Source organism: Cognatishimia maritima, from assembly GCF_900129685.1.
In the GTDB taxonomy this organism is placed as follows: domain Bacteria; phylum Pseudomonadota; class Alphaproteobacteria; order Rhodobacterales; family Rhodobacteraceae; genus Cognatishimia; species Cognatishimia maritima.
Map to the genome: position 1 here is coordinate 393,386 of NZ_FQWM01000002.1, position 16,474 is coordinate 409,859.

At 55.1% G+C, this 16,474-nt stretch carries 15 protein-coding genes; 4 read left to right on the forward strand and 11 right to left on the reverse strand.

The genetic code is table 11. The features are described from left to right. Positions 1 to 107: 107 nt before the first annotated feature. From BUA39_RS07405 to BUA39_RS07450, 10 genes are all read right to left on the reverse strand, one after another. Positions 108 to 1,097 (reverse strand): nuclear transport factor 2 family protein, encoded by a 990-nt coding sequence (locus BUA39_RS07405; protein WP_072792363.1) that lies wholly within the window; start codon positions 1,095 to 1,097, stop codon positions 108 to 110. Positions 1,098 to 1,104: 7 nt separating this feature from the next. Then, positions 1,105 to 2,136, reverse strand: a complete 1,032-nt coding sequence (locus tag BUA39_RS07410; protein ID WP_423219932.1) for a LacI family DNA-binding transcriptional regulator — start codon at positions 2,134 to 2,136, stop codon at positions 1,105 to 1,107. After that, positions 2,136 to 2,900 carry an SDR family NAD(P)-dependent oxidoreductase gene (locus BUA39_RS07415; protein ID WP_072792364.1) on the reverse strand — a complete coding sequence of 255 codons (765 nt, stop codon included), beginning with the start codon at positions 2,898 to 2,900 and terminating at the stop codon, positions 2,136 to 2,138. The genes BUA39_RS07410 and BUA39_RS07415 overlap by 1 nt, the downstream gene beginning before the upstream one ends. After that, positions 2,897 to 3,949: an ester cyclase gene (locus BUA39_RS07420; protein ID WP_072792366.1), complete on the reverse strand. Its 1,053-nt coding sequence runs from the start codon at positions 3,947 to 3,949 to the stop codon at positions 2,897 to 2,899. Before BUA39_RS07420 ends, BUA39_RS07415 begins: the two co-directional genes overlap by 4 nt. Before the next feature lie 26 nt (positions 3,950 to 3,975). After that, a complete protein-coding gene (gene hisD / locus BUA39_RS07425; RefSeq protein WP_072792367.1) occupies positions 3,976 to 5,307 on the reverse strand; it encodes a histidinol dehydrogenase in 1,332 nt (443 codons plus the stop codon). Positions 5,308 to 5,318: 11 nt separating this feature from the next. Beyond that, positions 5,319 to 5,849, reverse strand: coding sequence for an ester cyclase (locus BUA39_RS07430; RefSeq protein ID WP_072792369.1), 531 nt, complete (start codon positions 5,847 to 5,849; stop codon positions 5,319 to 5,321). 133 nt (positions 5,850 to 5,982) lie between these two features. Beyond that, the gene (locus tag BUA39_RS07435; RefSeq protein WP_072792371.1) at positions 5,983 to 6,864 is read right to left on the reverse strand and encodes a carbohydrate ABC transporter permease; all 882 of its coding nucleotides are present in this window, start codon (positions 6,862 to 6,864) and stop codon (positions 5,983 to 5,985) included. After that, entirely contained in the window at positions 6,864 to 7,892 is a 1,029-nt protein-coding gene (locus BUA39_RS07440; RefSeq protein WP_072792373.1) for a carbohydrate ABC transporter permease, read from the reverse strand. Before BUA39_RS07440 ends, BUA39_RS07435 begins: the two co-directional genes overlap by 1 nt. Positions 7,893 to 7,965: 73 nt before the next feature. Next, positions 7,966 to 9,201 carry an ABC transporter substrate-binding protein gene (locus BUA39_RS07445; protein WP_072792375.1) on the reverse strand — a complete coding sequence of 412 codons (1,236 nt, stop codon included), beginning with the start codon at positions 9,199 to 9,201 and terminating at the stop codon, positions 7,966 to 7,968. A gap of 86 nt (positions 9,202 to 9,287) precedes the next feature. Beyond that, positions 9,288 to 10,340, reverse strand: a complete 1,053-nt coding sequence (locus BUA39_RS07450) for an ABC transporter ATP-binding protein (RefSeq protein ID WP_072792377.1) — start codon at positions 10,338 to 10,340, stop codon at positions 9,288 to 9,290. A gap of 164 nt (positions 10,341 to 10,504) precedes the next feature. Between BUA39_RS07450 and BUA39_RS07455 the strand changes: the two genes are divergently transcribed. The 3 genes from BUA39_RS07455 (at position 10,505) to BUA39_RS07465 (ending at position 14,116) form a co-directional block, all read left to right on the forward strand. Next, a complete protein-coding gene (locus BUA39_RS07455; protein ID WP_072792741.1) occupies positions 10,505 to 11,506 on the forward strand; it encodes a nuclear transport factor 2 family protein in 1,002 nt (333 codons plus the stop codon). Next, positions 11,503 to 12,387, forward strand: a complete 885-nt coding sequence (locus BUA39_RS07460) for an amidohydrolase family protein (RefSeq protein ID WP_072792379.1) — start codon at positions 11,503 to 11,505, stop codon at positions 12,385 to 12,387. Before BUA39_RS07455 ends, BUA39_RS07460 begins: the two co-directional genes overlap by 4 nt. 166 nt (positions 12,388 to 12,553) lie before the next feature. Continuing rightward, a complete protein-coding gene (locus BUA39_RS07465; RefSeq protein ID WP_165610493.1) occupies positions 12,554 to 14,116 on the forward strand; it encodes a sulfatase-like hydrolase/transferase in 1,563 nt (520 codons plus the stop codon). A 16-nt stretch (positions 14,117 to 14,132) separates the two neighbouring features. On the opposite strand, the gene BUA39_RS07470 is transcribed toward BUA39_RS07465, so the two are convergent. Further along, on the reverse strand, positions 14,133 to 15,638 hold the full coding sequence (locus tag BUA39_RS07470) for a hypothetical protein (protein WP_084604799.1): 1,506 nt from the start codon (positions 15,636 to 15,638) through the stop codon (positions 14,133 to 14,135). A 313-nt stretch (positions 15,639 to 15,951) separates the two neighbouring features. Here BUA39_RS07470 and BUA39_RS07475 point away from each other — a divergent pair, with 313 nt between their 5' ends. After that, positions 15,952 to 16,461, forward strand: coding sequence for a tetratricopeptide repeat protein (locus BUA39_RS07475; protein ID WP_072792381.1), 510 nt, complete (start codon positions 15,952 to 15,954; stop codon positions 16,459 to 16,461). Positions 16,462 to 16,474 lie beyond the last annotated feature (13 nt).

Consider the following 16,474-nt stretch of genomic DNA (forward strand, 5'->3'; position numbering starts at 1 on the left):
GTTCAACCGTCGCGACCGCAGACTTTGGCGATGCCGATGAAACCGCCGCATCGCCTTTGTTTCAATGATCCCAGCCATCTGGGATCGATATCGACGCTCTTGGTGCATCAGAGGTCACCCGTCTGGAGCAATATCTGTTTCCAGATCGCGAGCTCATCAAATAGCGAATATTCGCGGCGGATCTTTGGCTCTCCGCTAATCAACGCGCCAAACTCGGCGTGGCTAATACCAAGCACATAAACCTCCGCCCCGGTCGGAGCGCCAAAAATGCCCCAACCTTCGTGCTTGCCTTGCAGGCTCCACCGGATCGCGGCGCGCGGCGGCATCATTGGGTCGTCGCGACCGATCTGGTGATCGATCTGGAAGGTGGCGTTGGGGAATGAGGCGCGCAGCCCCATCCAGAACCGGTCGACTGCAGGCCAACTGTGGCCTGTTTCACCGCCGGGATATTCGCCTTGCACGGCGCGGTCGTATTCTTGGGGAATAACGGCAAGGTCAGCGCCCATGATCCGCGTCAGGATATCAGCATATCGCTGGCCCCATTCGTTGTCATTTCCACGCCCCTTGTAAGGACCTTCCAGATCGTTGGTGGGCGTCAAAGGTTTCACGCAGCTCTCTGGCCCGCCTTCGCGCGCAATTTGGTCGCGGGTAAACTCAACAGGGTCCCAGCCCATCTGCCGCACCACCGCGCTGTTGTCGCGGATCAACCATTCGTCGTTGATCGCGTTGTTGATCGCATGGCAATCGGCGAGAATGCGATAGGTCAGTGGCTTTCCGGTCGCCTTGCCAAAAGCGCCATCGCCAAGGTGTGTGGCGGTCGACAGGATGCGGTGCGAACTGAGCATGCCCTCTTCTGGCGTGCCGGACCAGATCACGTCTTCGCCAAACAAGGTGCGGTCTGGGAATTCGGCCAGTGTCTGCATCGTCGCGCCGATCACGCCCTGATTGCCGGTCGAGACCGATCCGGGCATGCGCACGACAATATCGGGTGCATAATATTCGTGAAGTGTCGCGAGGCCGCGATCTTCCCAGATTTCCTTGGTGATCCCGACGATATAATCCGGGAAATCTTTAAACTTAGGATCGAAGCCCTTCATCTGACTCTCATGCTTTCTTTTGTTCGTTGGGCACACGGGCGGAACCGCGCACCACAAGCGGCCCGTCAATGGCAACCCGGCGTGGGCGTGCCTCTTCGGGCGATTGAATATGCGACATCAATGCGTCCACGGTTTCTTCGACCATCGCGTTGGCGCGCTGGCGCATTGTTGTCAAATTGTAGCTCGGCCACGAAGACGGCGGCACATCGTCGTAGCCGACAACCGAAACGTCCTCTGGGACGCGGAGGCCCAGTTCATGGCGCAGCACATCCATGACCGCAAAGGCCATGTGGTCGTTGGCGACAAAAACTGCATCCGGGCGCGCCTCTGCCGCGGCGCTGAACATCTTACGAGCAGCCGCGCGCGCCGTTTCGGTTTGGAAATTACCTTCTTCACGCGCGAATATCTCACGGCCCATCTCTTGTAGTGCGGCCCGAAAGCCTGCCTCGCGGTCGCGCTGCGTCGAGGCCCCGTCCCATCCCGCGATATAAGCGATGCGTTCGTGCTCACCTTCAACCAAAAACTGCGCGATCTTGCGCCCGCCCGCATAGTTGTCGGAGGTGACCGAGGTGATCCCGTCGATGTCTTGGCTCCGGTTGAAAAGAACGATGGGCACCCCGGCTTGCTGACAGCGCGAGGCGATATCTGACGACATCGCAACCGACGCCATCACAATGCCATCCACTTGATAATCAAGAATTTCCTCCATCACGTCATCGATGTTCTGTGCTGTCTGTTTGGTCATGAAAACCAAGACGTGATAACCCTGCTCCTGCAGCGCGTTTGAGAGTTTCTCTAAGGTCTCTGGGTAAAAGAAGTTCTCCAGATAGGCGACGACAAGGCCGATGATGCGGCTTTTGCCTTTGACCATAGCGCGCGCCAAAACATTAGGGCGATAGCCCAGTTCCGAAGCCGCTTTGCGCACCTTATCGGCGGTTTTACTGGACACAGATGCTCCGGGTGTGAACACACGAGAGACCGCCGACTGGCTGACCCCTGCGCGTTCCGCAACCTGAAGTGATGTGACCTTTTCCGCCATCAACCCGCTGTCCAACCTCCATCGATCAACAACGACGTTCCGGTCACCATGGCGGATGCGTCAGACGCGAGATATTGCACTGCACCCATGATGTCTTCGACCTCGCCGACACGATCAAGTTTGATCTTTTGCATGATCCAAGCCAGCCGCTCTGGATCAGAGAACGTCGCTTCGGTGAAGGGCGTACGAATGAAGGTGGGGCAAATCGAATTGATGCGAATGCGCTGCTTGCCCCACTCCATCGCCATGGATTTGATCATACCTTCGAGCCCGTGCTTTCCCGCGCAATATAGCGCGCGATCAATGCCACCCGTGTGGCCCATTTGGCTAGAAATATGGATAATCGACCCGGGTTTGCCTGCGTCGATCATGGCCTTGGCCGCCTGCGCCGATAGGAAATAAGCAGAGCGCAAGTTGATGTGCATGACCGCGTCATAGTCTTCTGGCGTGGTCTCAATCGCCGCGCTGTGCCGTGCGATGCCTGCGGAATTCACAACCACATCAAAGGCGTGTTCGGCCAGGGCCTTTGACATGGCTTCGATGTCACTTTGATCCATTGGCAAGGTCTCGGCGCTATAGCCTGCGGCCTGCATCGCCTCAACCGCCTGGGTCAGGCGATCCAACCCGCGCGCGGCGCAATAGGTCTGTGCCCCAGCTTCCGCCACCGCAACAGCACAACCCAATCCGATGCCAGAGCTTGCACCTGTCACGAGAACCTTCTTTCCCGAAAGGTCAAACGAGGGCGTTTTTGGTAGGTTCGTCATTCTTCCATCCCTGTGGGCACATTTAGCGGCCCAACGTAGCGCGCTTTGTTGAATTCTCGCATCCGCGCGAAGACATCGACGCCAAGTTGTCGGTAGACATCCAGCAGGTCGACCAGAACCCAGTTCTCTCGAATCTTGCCATTTTCGACACGCCAGAAGTCGAGAGACCGCAGCGTGATCTTTTTCCCGGTGGGTGGCAAGCCCAGCCAGCCATCTGCGCTATGGGTTTGCGCCATATCAGGCCAGCCTGTGACTGCTGCAAACGGACCATCCCCAAAGAAATGATGCGTGACGTCGTCCGAATACAACCCACGATCCGGCATCGCATTTAAGAACGGGATTTGATGCCAGTTCCTGAACCCGGCGACCCCACGAGCGGTGCCGATCCCTGCCGGACCATACCAGCTCATTTTTGGATGCCAGAATCGATCCAGTTCCATCACCTCAGGCCCACCCTGCGACGGGTAGCGCACAAGGTGCGTCAGCATGTCGAGAATTAACTGACAAGACGCGGCGCTTTCGGCCTCGTTGCGAGGGGCGCTTACCAGCCCGTTCTGCAGCGCGGGCGCAGGTGCCAGCCATTCACGGCCCAAGGAGGGTGCCATCGGCCAAGCGCTGGCTTGCAGCATGACCTCAGGAATGTCCCAGATGGCCTGAACTTCGACGACCTTACCGTTCTCAAATCGGTAGAACTCGTGGAAGCGCATCGCGACCTGATGGCCCGTTGCCGGGATATCCAACCAGGGCGCGAGAAATGTCCCGGTGTAGTAGCCCGCACAGCCGACCCAATCTGCCCCGTTTATGTCAGGGCCCGCGGCCACGATGTAGTCGCGTCGCTCAACATCGGGCCACGCCGCACTTAACCCGGCGAAAGCGGATTGATAGAAGGCGTCTGGCCCAATCACATCGCCAAATGGATGGCACATGTGCACAATCGCGTCGGCAGCCATGACATCTGTCATCGCTGCCTGAACCTGCTTTGGTTCAAAATCATACAGGGCGCCCCGGAGCGGAGCCAAAAGCGCCTTGTGCTGATTATGTCGATCCATGGATCACTCTTATGTTGGCCAGAGCGTTACTCGGCTGGTTCCCGAAAAGCCGCTGCTTCGCCGTAGGGCACATTGATGCCACCAAAGCGACGCACGCGGATGTTGCATTGCTCGGCATGGCCGACAAAGCCTTCCAACATGCAAAGTCGCGAGCCGTATTCACCGATCAACGTTGCCGCCTCATCGGTTGTGATCCGTTGGTAGCTGTGGGTCTTCAGATATTTCCCGACCCAGAGACCACCTGTGTACCGGCCGGCTTTCTTGGTTGGCAATGTGTGGTTGGTGCCAATGACCTTGTCGCCATTGGAGACATTGGTACGTGGACCTAGGAACAAAGCTCCGTAGCTGGTCATGTTTTCAAGGAACCAGTCGTCGCGATCTGTCATCACCTGCACGTGTTCGGACGCGATATCATCGGCGACCTCAAGCATTTCGTCATAGGTGTCGCAGACAATCACTTCTCCGTATTCTTCCCAGCTCACGCGCGCAGTCCCCGCAGTCGGGAGAATGCCAAGAATGCGGTCAATCTCAGACAAAGTTTCCTCAGCCAGTTTCTTGCTGTTGGTCAGCAAAACGCAGGGGCTGTTGTAGCCGTGCTCGGCTTGGCCCAGCAAATCCGTCGCGCAAAGTTCGGCATCTGCAGCGGTTTCGTCTGCAATCACCATGGTTTCTGTCGGGCCGGCAAAAAGGTCGATGCCGACGCGACCAAAAAGCTGACGCTTGGCTTCCGCCACAAAGGCGTTGCCCGGACCAACCAGCATGTGCACCGGATCGATGGTTTCCGTACCGATCGCCATGGCGCCGATGGCCTGAATGCCGCCCATGACATAAATCTCATGCGCGCCACCCAGATGCATCGCTGCAATAACGGCTGGGTTTGGTTTCCCTTGGAAAGGCGGGGTACATGCGATGATACGCGGAACGCCTGCAACAGAGGCCGTCGCCACGGACATATGCGCCGACGCCACCATAGGGAACTTGCCCCCTGGAACATAGCAGCCCACGGATTGCACCGGGATGTTCTTATGCCCAAGGATCACGCCGGGCATGGTTTCCACTTCGATATCCAGCATGGAATCGCGCTGCGCCTGCGCGAAGTTGCGCACCTGCGCTTGTGCAAACTTGATGTCGGCCAGCTCGCGCTCGGTCAGTTGCCCCATCAGTTCTTCGATCTGCGCTTCGCTAAGACGGAAGCTTTCCGGAGAATAGTTATCAAACTTCTCAGACAATTCCCGCACAGCCGCATCGCCGCGCGCTTCGATGTCCTTTAGCGTCGCCTCGACAACGGCGCGTGTCTTTGCATCGTCCTCAGCGCGATCCGCTTCGGGTTTTCCGCGTTTCAGATATTCGATGGTCATTACATTAATCCTTAGTCTTGAGGGCGCGGAGCGACTTTCTCTCCGCGATCAAATGCTTCCCAGCCATGGCCGTTGAAAAGATCGACACCCAATTGGGCTGCGACATGGGCGAAGTCCACATTCACCCAGTTGTCCACGATCTTGCCGTCGACAACTTTCCAAAAGTCCATGTAGCGGATTTCGACCCGCTTGCCGGTTGGGGCGATCCCCAGAAATTCACCACTGTGCGTGGCCTCTTGGCGACCAAAAGCAGCCGCCCATTCGCCCATGTATAGGCGCGCTTCGTCGATACAGGTCTTGTCGGAAAACGCCGCTTGGAAGGGGCGCTGCCAGTTGTCCTGAAATTCTTGCAACCCGGTCTTTGTCCCGCAGCCTTGGTTTCCCATCCAACGGAAACCTTGGGCGAAATACTCACCGATGTCGTCAATGCGATGGTCGTTCAAACCATCCACCATACCCTCGATCACGGCGCGGGTTTCTTCGGTTTTGCTTAGGTCGGTGTCTCTTGACAGCACGGCCTGTTCTGGGCGAGAGCCTTTCATGTTGTGTCCTTTTCAGAATGCCAAGGTAAGTTTTGAAGTAAGGGGGAAGAGGGTAGGATCTACTTCAAAAAATCCCTTGGCATCCTGTTGAGCGCCGGATGGCGCCCCATGGCGCCATGGCGGAAATTCGAACTCATCCTTTGACGGCCCCTGCAGTCAGGCCAGACACGATCTGACGCTGGAAGAAGAGAACCAACACGAAAAGTGGTGCCGTGGCTGAAACAACCGCCGCAACGGCGAACATCACGTTGCCTTCTTCCAGAGTCGAGCCGAGGAAGCCGGCAATCGCGGGCACCATGGTGCGGTTATCTTCGCTGAGCAGCATCGAGGTCACGGCAAAGTCGTTGTAGGCCAACAGGAAGCTAAAGAGGCCTGTGGTGATCACGCCCGGCCACATGACGGGCATGATGACATGGCGGAACGCTTGAATTTGCGTGCACCCGTCGACCCGCGCGCTTTCATCCAAATCCTTTGGGATATTCAAGAAGAAGGAATGTAGCATCCACAGGGTGAAAGGCTGGTTGATCGCAACAAGCACGATGATCGCGGTAGGCAGTTTCCCCCAAAGGTTCCACTCAAAGAACGGCAGCAGATAGCCCGACACGAGGGTGATGTGTGGCATCGCGCGGAATACCAGAGCGATCATCAAAAGCCAGAATGCGTATTTATGACCAGAGCGCGCCAGCGCATAGCCACCGAGCGTTCCGAAGGTCAAAGAAATGATCACGGTAAAGAACACAACGATCATGGTGTTGATCGTGGCGCGCCAGAACTCTTCCTGGATCCAAGCGCCTTCATAACCTGCCCCGGTGAACGTGCCGCCGGTTTCAAGCAGTGTACGTGTACCCCAGAGGGCGTTGCGCCAATCGGCTTTGGAAAAGAAGTCGCCTTGCACCTTGAAGGAGCCCCAGAGGGTCCAAAGGAACGGGAAGGACGCGATCACGACCCACAGCAGAACAAAGGCTGAGGAAAAGATTACGACAGAGCGCGAGGAACGGTTAGCTACAGAAGACATTAGACAGCCTTTCCTTTGAAGTCGCGCCAAGTGCGCAGCAGGACGGGTGACAATAGGATCGCCACACCAAGCACGGTCAGCACCGAAGTTGCCGCCGCAGAGTTGTACCGTATGATGTCGCTGCGCATGTCAGCGAAGATGATGTAAGACAGCGACGGTGCGTTTGCCCCAGCCTTGAAGCCAATGACAGGTTCAAAGACTTTGAAGTTGTCCATCAGCTGGATCAGCGAGATGAAAACCACCAGCGGCATCAGATGCGGAATCACCACAAATCGGATTTGCTGCCAACGAGACGCACCGTCGATTTGTGCGGCTTCCAGAGAGTCCGTGTTGACGGTCTGAAGACCCGCATAGAAAACCACGAAGGCAAAGGGGGCAGAGCTCCAGACGCCGTAAACCATCAATGTGATCCAAGTCAGAGCAGGCGACGCCTTCAGCGACAGCTCCGGGTCATCAAAGATGAATTGCAAGGTTTTGCCAATCACACCCTGAGCGTCGATCATCCAGAACAGGATCAAGGACCCAACAAGCGGTGTGATCATCATGGGCAGAAGGGAAACGAAGATGGTCGGCCCCTTCAAAACTGGCGTCACGCGGTTCACGCCCAGCGCGATCAACAAGCCAAGAACGATAACAAGCGGGGTCACGATAAATGTGTAAGCAAGCGTAAATGTCAGCGCCTTGTAGAACGGGAGGTTGAAAATCTCGCCGAAGAAGTCGCCGAAGCTATCGTTTGTTCGCCAAGCTTCGGCAATTTCTGCCGTCGCAAGGTGACCCCGATCAAAATAGGTGCTTAGCCCGGCAAACCGGCCAAGGGGCTTCTCGGCGCGCAACTGTTCTGTCGCCTCAGTGTCAACAGAGCTTTCCTGCTTACACCCGAATGGGCCGCAGTTTTCTGTGACGACAATAACTTGTTCATGTTCGATGTGCAGCGATTGAACCACCACGGAAACAAGAGGCAGGGCGATGAACAGGAACATCGCTGCCAGACTGGGCAGAATGAACCAGAAGAACGTTTTATGGCGCATGTGAAATCCGTCCGCTTCGCGTGGGGTTAAGTCAGAGCCAACCGGGCGCTGGCTCTGACAGAGGTCTTCCTGATTAGTTCAGGAAGCCTTTTTCTTTTGCAGCTGTGGTGTAAGCCGCTTCGACGTCAGCCAGTGCTTGCTCAGCGGATTCCGATCCTTGTAGGAATTCGTTCAGCTCTGCGCCCAACGCAGTGTGCATCAGACCCATGAAAGGGATCATTGGATAAGGCTGAGTGTTGCCAGACGCCGTCGCAAAAACGCCTGCCGCCGCCGGGGTTGGCTCATAGCCATCAACCAGCCAAACTGCCGCGTCGTTATTGGCTTTCACGACGTCTGGGCTGATGCCCTTAACCATCGCGATAAAGCTCGCTTCCGCGTCTGCATCGCTCACGTTTTTTGCAATTGCGAAACCATCCCACCACAGTGTGGAGGCTGGGACATCGCCGCCACCAACGGTCGGAGAGCTGACCAGCATGGTGTTGCTGACAACTTCGTCGCTGGAGCCTTCGTCATCCAAGATGCCTGTGCCGCGAGACCCCCAGAGGTGCGCGATTGCGAGATCACCAGATTCCCAGTTGGCCTGGACCGCGTTAGAGTCAAAGGTCAGGAAGTCCGGGTTGGACAGCTCTGTCAGCGCCTTCAGCGTGTTCAACGCTGCGACACCGGTTTCGTTGTTGATGTTCGGCTCTGCAGACCCCGGCTTGAAGAACTCACCGCCGTGGCCAAGGAACATGTTCACGAACTCTTCGCCAAGGTTCCAACCAGTCGCACTTGTTGTCGCAAACGGATGCGCCATGATACCGGCATCTTTGATGGCCTGCGCAACAGCAATCACTTCTTCATAGGTGGTCGGTACTTCGACACCGGCCTGCTCAAGGATGTCCTTGCGCACAAACAGGTGCTGCGCGTTTGCCATAAACGCCACCGCCATGACTTTGCCGTCGACGGAAATCATCTGGTTCTTAGACAGATGTTGACCGTGCTTGGCGATCAGATCGTCCAGCGGACGGATCAGGTCTTCACCAAGTAGCGGAACGATAGCGCCGTTGTTGGTAACCACAACGCTATACTGCGCAGGGTTCGCGGTCAGCGCTGCAACCTGCAATTCACGGTAGTCTTTATTGAGGTTGCTTTCGACCGTGACGGTATCGGTTGCACATGCTTTTGCGCCGTCAACGACCGCCTGGATCGCAGAGAATTCGTTCCCTACGATGTTGATATTTGCGCTTTCGATACCGCAGTCCGCATAGGCTGCAGTACCCATGAAAACGGCGACCGCACCGATTGTAGATAGTTTTTGAATAGACATATTTGTCTCCCTGTAGTGGGTCATAAGTCCGGACAAATGACCCGGTTGGCCCTCACTGCATGCGCGAGGACGTCTTTACGGCCGGGTTACTCCCCGATCCGTGCGCCATCGTTCGCATTGAACAAATGGCAAATTTCGTTTGGTACGCTGATCGAAACCATATCGCCGATTTCAGCCCGGTAGGTCTTGTCAGCTTTGACTGACACAAGTGCGTCTCCGACCCGAACAGAGATCATAGTCGCGTCACCCAGAAGCTCGAGCGTATAGATCGGCGCATTGATCTGACCGTTTCCATCACTGGCCAGCGACGCGTCTTCGGCGCGGTAGCCAAGAGTGAGCGGGCCGTCAGGTGCGTTCAGACCTGTGATTTTGACATTTGGTGCCGTGAACGTGCCGCCCGACATCGCGCCATCCATCAAGTTCATGGCAGGGGAGCCAATGAAGCTCGCCACAAAGGCGTTGGCAGGTTTGTCATAGATATCGGTTGGGGAACCGACCTGCTGCACAACTCCGCCCTTCATCACCACAACCCGATCCGCAAGGGTCATCGCCTCGATCTGGTCATGGGTCACGTAGATCGTGGTGACGGCCAATTCATGGCTCAGGTTTTTGATCTGGGCACGGGTAGAAACGCGAAGCTTGGCGTCGAGGTTGGACAGCGGTTCATCCATAAGGAAAACGTTTGGCTCGCGGACAATGGCGCGCGCCAAAGCCACACGCTGGCGTTGACCACCAGACAGCTCTGCAGGTTTGCGATGCAGGAAGTCGTCAAGTTCCACCATCGCTGATGCGCGACGTACTTTCTCATCATGTGTGGATTGATCGATCCCACGCACCCGCAGTGGGAAGCGGATGTTTTCATAGACGTTCATGTTTGGGTAAAGCGCATAGCTTTGGAACACCATGGACACATCGCGGTCCTTTGGTTCCAATTCGTTCACGACTTTGCCGCCGATCAGGATTTCGCCCTCGGTCACATCCTCAAGGCCTGCGATCATACGCATCGTTGTGGTCTTGCCGCAGCCGGACGGACCAAGAAGCACAAGGAACTCTTTGTCTGCAATTGTCAGGTCAAAATTGTCGACGCCAACGAAACTTCCCCAACGCTTTCCAACGTTGCGCAATTGAATTTCAGCCATTTGGTCCCCCTGAAGGATTTTTTTTGCATACGCTTGCAAAAACGGTAATGCCCCAAGGTCACTTCTGGCAAGACATTTTTGCATACGTATGCAAATATCAGCAAGACTTGCGAGTCGCCGCAAAAAGTCACATAACTCAAGCATCGAAAAACAAAGGAAAAACCGTGTCCTTCCTCCCCCAAAAGCATCTGGTGCTGAATTTCTACGCAGCGCTCGACGAAACGGACGCCGAGACAGTTGTTAGCGCTGTCAGTCAGTTCTGCAGCCCGGATTTGCTTTGGCGTGGCTATCACCCGTTCAATGAGATTCGGGGCGCTGAGTCGGTCGCGACCCGCTTTTGGCAACCTTTAAAAGCCAGCCTGACGGGCATGCAACGCCGCCTCGATATCTTCTTCGCAGGCGACAATATATATGCAGAGCCTGGTGAGGTCTGGGTCTGTTCCATGGGGCACGTTATGGGGCTCTTTGACAAACCATGGCTTGGTATTCGCCCGACCGGAAAACTGACGTTCCTGCGTTATTCAGCGTTTCACAAGATCGAAGGCGACAAGATCACTGAAACGGCGATGTACTTTGATATCCCGCATTTCATGGTTCAAGCTGGGCTTTCACCCTTCCCGCCTCAGACCGGAGCGCAATTGGTGCAACCCGGCCCACTCATGCACAACGGCCTGCTTCTTGAAGACAACGACCCGGCCGAAGGTCAAAAGACGCTCGCTGTCATTGATAAGATGGCCAAAGACCTCGGCCAGTGGAACTCTGGCATGCCACTTGAGGAGGAACTGCGGCGCACGTGGCATGAGGACATGCTGTGGTGGGGTCCGACCGGTATTGGCGCGACCTACACGATCCCGCGTTACGCGCAACAGCACGCCCGTCCCTTCCGCACGTCCTTTGCCGAACGCAGTAAGACAAAGCACCTTTGCCGCATTGGTGAAGGACAGTTCGGCGCGTTCTTTGGCTGGCCGAACTTTACCGCCATTCCAACCGGTGGCTTCATGGGGATGCCCGCGACCGGCAAACCTGGCGAATTCCGCGTAATCGACCTCTATCGGCGCGAAGGGGACAAGCTGAAAGAAAACTGGATCTTCATCGACTTGCTGCATTTCTGGAAAAGTCAGGGCGTGGATATCCTTGAACGCACGGTGGGGATCAGCCAAGCATGAGGATCGACGCGCATCACCATCTTTGGGACCTGAAGGCCGTATATTACCCTTGGCTGATGGCCAAAGGGGAACCCCGTTTTTTTGGCGACCCAGCCCCAATCCAGCGCGACTACCTGATTGACGAATTTACCACGGATGCAAAAGCACACGGGTTTGCCGGCTCTGTCCATATTCAAGTCGGGGCAGAAAACCCGTTGTACGAAGCACGTTGGGTACAAAGCGTCGCCCAAGCCAACCCAGATTGGCCGCTTGTCCAAGTGGCCTTCTGCGACTTGACGGCGGACAGCGCAGAAAACGACCTTGATCAGCTGCAGTCACTAACCAGCCTCCGTGGCGTGCGCCAAATCGTCGGCCGCGCACCAGGGGAAGACGCGCAAAGCGGTACGAACTTTCTGCTCGATGATCCCCGATTTGCAGCCGGGTTAAAGGGGCTGGCGCAGCGCGGCCTTGGTTTTGATTTGCAACTTTTGCCCGAGTTAATGGAAAAAACCGCAAAGGTTCTGGAACAGGCCCCAGACACCAAAATCGCCCTTTGCCACGCAGGGTCCCCCCATGATCGCAGCGCCGCAGGGCTGGCGGAGTGGTCCAAGAACCTGCAACACCTTTCCGCCTTGCCAAACGTTGTTTGCAAATTGTCAGGTCTTGGCATGTTTGATCACAGTTGGACGGCCGAAAGCATTCGCCCAATTGTCGAAACGGTTCTCGAACAATTCGGACCAGAGCGCGCGATGTTCGGCTCAAACTTCCCGGTGGATTCCCTGCCTGCCACCTATGCTAAGATCGTCGAAGCATATGAGACCCTGATCCCCACAGAGATGCAATCAAAGGTGTTTGCCGAGACCGCGATTGAATTTTATGACATCCCGGTTCCGAAGGCATGATCTAAAAACCTCAGCTAACAAGAAAATCCAAAGCGATACTTTACGCGCGAAGCGCCTGTTCAGTAAGGATGTTTGCGAAGGCAATCGCCCGATCAGTCGTTTTACATAGATAAAGAGTAGCGCCTTGGGAAAAGTTCTGAAGAAGCTCTACCTGTTTGCCATGACATTGGCGTTTGCAGGCATTTTTGGTTTGATCAGCATGCGCGTTTTCCCGCTCTCTCTGCAAACCAAAGCGATCGTCGGCCCCCTTATTATCCTGCATTTCCTCGTGATGGCGGTTGCAGTGTTGTTGAAAAAACCGCGGTGGCGTTCCCTGGATATGACCTCAGCTGCGCTGTTAGTTGCAGCGCTCGTGGTCGTGCTGCCGTTTAGCTTCATGAGCACCGCCTTCGGTGTTGGCGACTTCTCAAGTTTGTTAATCACTTTTGCTGAAAACCGTGCGGGTCAGATGTTTGCGGTCGGTCTCGAAGGGTTTGTCCCTGAGTTTTTGACCGAAGCGCTGAAGGGGATCGTAATTCTCATCGCAGGGTTTGCGATGGTGCGGTACGTCTCGATGGGGCGCGGCACCGTGATCGTGGCTTCGCTAGCTCTCTTGCTATTGAACCCTTTGACCTACTTCGCCTTCCGACTGTTTGTGCCGCACCCTGATCAACTGGCGATCCAGCAAGACGTAAAAAATCTCGCACCAAATATCCTGTCCAAACCAGAGGCGCAGAAAAACCTCGTAATTGTCTACCTTGAAAGCCTCGAACGCACTTATGCGGATTTGCCAATATCAGAAGCTGCTTTTGCACCTTTCGCAAAGTGGGAAGACCAGGGCTTGGCATTCAAGAATATCCAGCAGTCAAAATCCGTATTCTTCACCGCCGGCGGGCTAGTGGCGACACAATGCGGCGTGCCGATGCTGCCACGTGGCGTTTTTAACTCACAGAAACGAATTAGAGACGACCTAGACGTTATACCAGAAGAAACAGACTTTCTGCTTGGCGCGACATGCCTCGGCGATATTTTGACGCGCGACGGATATAATGCGAGCTATATCAACGGGTCAGCGCTTACGATATATTCCAAGGGCGCGTTCTTCAAAAGCCACAACTATCAGCGTGTGATGGGCTTCGAGTCTTACGAGGGACACAAAACAGAGACGCGCCGCAACGTTTGGGGAATGGATGACGACCTATTGTTTGAACGCGTTGAAGCGGAGCTTGCAGCTTTGGCGAGCGAAGGAAAACCGTTCCTCCTCTCCACCCTGACACTTGGAACGCATGGACCAACCGGCTACCCTGACGGGACCTGCCGAGACTCTACATTCACTTCAAACAAAATCTTGAATGCCATGGAATGTTCCGCTGGGCACGTCCGGTCCTTGGTCGAGAAGATCGACAGTTTAGGCCTTTCCGAAAGCACTATTGTTGTGCTGGCTTCCGATCATTTGGCATACCGAAACTCACTCGATGACCAGCTGATGGAGGTCAAAGACACTCGACGTAATTATTTCACTGTGCTCGGCGCAGACGCCGCCACCAATCTTCGCGAGGGAACTGCGCTTGATATCTATCCAACACTCCTAGAGCTGCTTGGATATGAACTTGAAGGCAACCGGGCGGGTCTCGGGCGATCGTTGATTGGGGAGAGCCCAACGCTTCCGGAAAGCATTGGCGCAGATCGCCTTGAAGAAGCAATCCGGTATAACACCGACCTCCAAAAGGCGATCTGGAATATTCCCTAGTAATCGCGCCGCATGCTTAGTTCGACCGCCTCTGGTTAGCGGAGACGTTTTTCCACGCCAAATCGAGCAGATCATGGCTCAACTCTGGCTCTTGATCCAAATAACGACAAGCTGCAAATATGTGGTTCACAAGGAAGCCCGGGTGTGCACCCGAAGTGATAAACCGGTCGCGTTCGTAGCGCTTTTCATAGAATTCGTCCATGATGTCCGCCTTCCACTCCAATCCGCGCTCATCGCAGACGTCACGGAAAATCTGCAAATAGTCTTCGCGGGTTGGGCTTGGTACGTGGATTTTGAAGTAAATCCGCCGCTGTGCCGCGTCATCACCAAGGTCCTCGGGGCGCGTGTTGGACGAGAACACAACCAATTGGTCAAAGCTGATTTGGAATTTCTTCCCAGTATGCAGAGAAAGAATATCAAACCCCTTCTCCAAGGGCACGATCCACCGGTTCAGGAAGCGCTGTGGCTCTTCTTTCTGGCGGCCAAAATCGTCCAAAACAAAAATGCCGCCAAGCGCCTTCAAGTGCATCGGGGCTTCGTAGAAACGCGCCGACGCTTCAAACCGCAGGTCAAGCATATCCAATGTCAATTCACCGCCCGCGATGACCACGGGTCTCTGACACAATACCCAGCGGGCATCATATTCACGGGAGTTCTCAAACTCCTCTACCGGCTGGTGCAATGTTTCGTCGAAGAAACGAATGATCTGGTTCCCGACCAAGATGGCATGAGGGACACTGATCGTATCGACGAAAGATGACCCAAGTGCTTCGGCCAATGACGTCTTTCCGTTGCCAGGTTCTCCGTAAAGCAGCATGGAGCGACCGGAGTTCGCCGCAGGGCCAAGTTGAGCCTTCAGGATCGAAGGAATAACAAGGTGCGAAAAGGCTTTGTCCAGTTCGGCGCGATGGACCTCTTCATGCTTAATCGATTGACGCTGCATCTGCGCTTCGAATTGCTCCAACGTCACCGGAGCAGGCCCGACGTATTGTGAGACCATCTGCGCATCCAGCGCCCATTTTTTCCCGAGATCCGTCAGGCTATAGCGAATGTCACTTTTTACATCTGCGCTTTCCAGACCCTGAGATTCAATCAGCATCAGACCCGTCATTTCCTTAAGGATCTGGCGGCAAACGAGTTTGGGGAGCTTGATAATCGCAGCAATCTGGGCGGGCGTCATTGTCCCGCCTTCATGCAAAATCTTTGCCGTCAGGTTGATGACAAAAGACATCGACAGGCCGGTTTCCTCGACCGTTTTCGGGGAGGGACCCGGCAGGAAATTGACTTTGCGAGTTTCCCTTACCTCGGGTGCCGGTGCCACGGACGCACTGTCACCTGCGTTAGGCACAACGGGCACTGCCCCTTCTTCAGAGGCCGTCACCTCTTCTTTCGCGCCCGCTTCGTTAAGCGTTTCTTCTTCGGCGGTTTCAGGAACTGCAACCTCTTCGCTCGGCGCCGGTGCGGTCTGATCTACCTTGATGTCAGGTGATTTCTTTTTCTTTCCGCCCAGCCCAAATACCATCGCTCATCACCCCATTAAGTTGTTTTCGCTTGCGCCAAGCTTAGACGCAATGCACGCCAATTTTCACCAGATTAATCAATATAACAAGCAAACCCAATATGTTTATTGGCACAGGGACGCGCTGAAAACCATTTGGACAAACCCCATCAAAACAGCGTTATCACAGAGAGATTGTATCAAAAAAACCGCAACTCTGGGGCTTCTAAGGGTCAGTTTGAGTTTAAAGTGGTTTCCGGAGCAACTTTATTATAATACAGCTACGGTAGGTTTAAGCTTCGAGAAAAACCGATATCAATTCGGGTGGGACAGTAAAATGCGTCTAGTAGCAGCAGCGGCAGTGATTTTGGCCCTCGCAGGGTGCGAAGGATTCAACGGTTCATTTGACGATGGCGAAGGGTCCGTCTTGGACAACTCCAATCGTGCTTACTATCGCGACGATGAGCCTCTTGTTCAGGCAAAGGTGCAATTCCTAGAAGGCAACTATGGCCGGTCTTACCGTCTCTTTGACAAAGCGCTGGATGTAACACCGGCTGACCCGGCGGCGCTGCTTGGATATGCAGCATCCGCGGACATGCTGGGTCGCTTTGATAAAGCTGACCGCGCGTATCAGAAACTGCGCCCAATCATTGGTAACCGGATCGAGTTCCACAACAACTATGGCTACTCCCTCCTTTTGCGGGGTGACCTCGTTGGCGCTCGTCAGCATTTCTTGATTGCCTATGAAATGGACCCAAGCAACGAACGGGCTACAAACAATCTGGAACTGCTCCGCAATTCCGTGAACTTCCCGAAACGGGCTCCGGGCGACCTGCGCGGCATCTAACGGGTAAGAACGC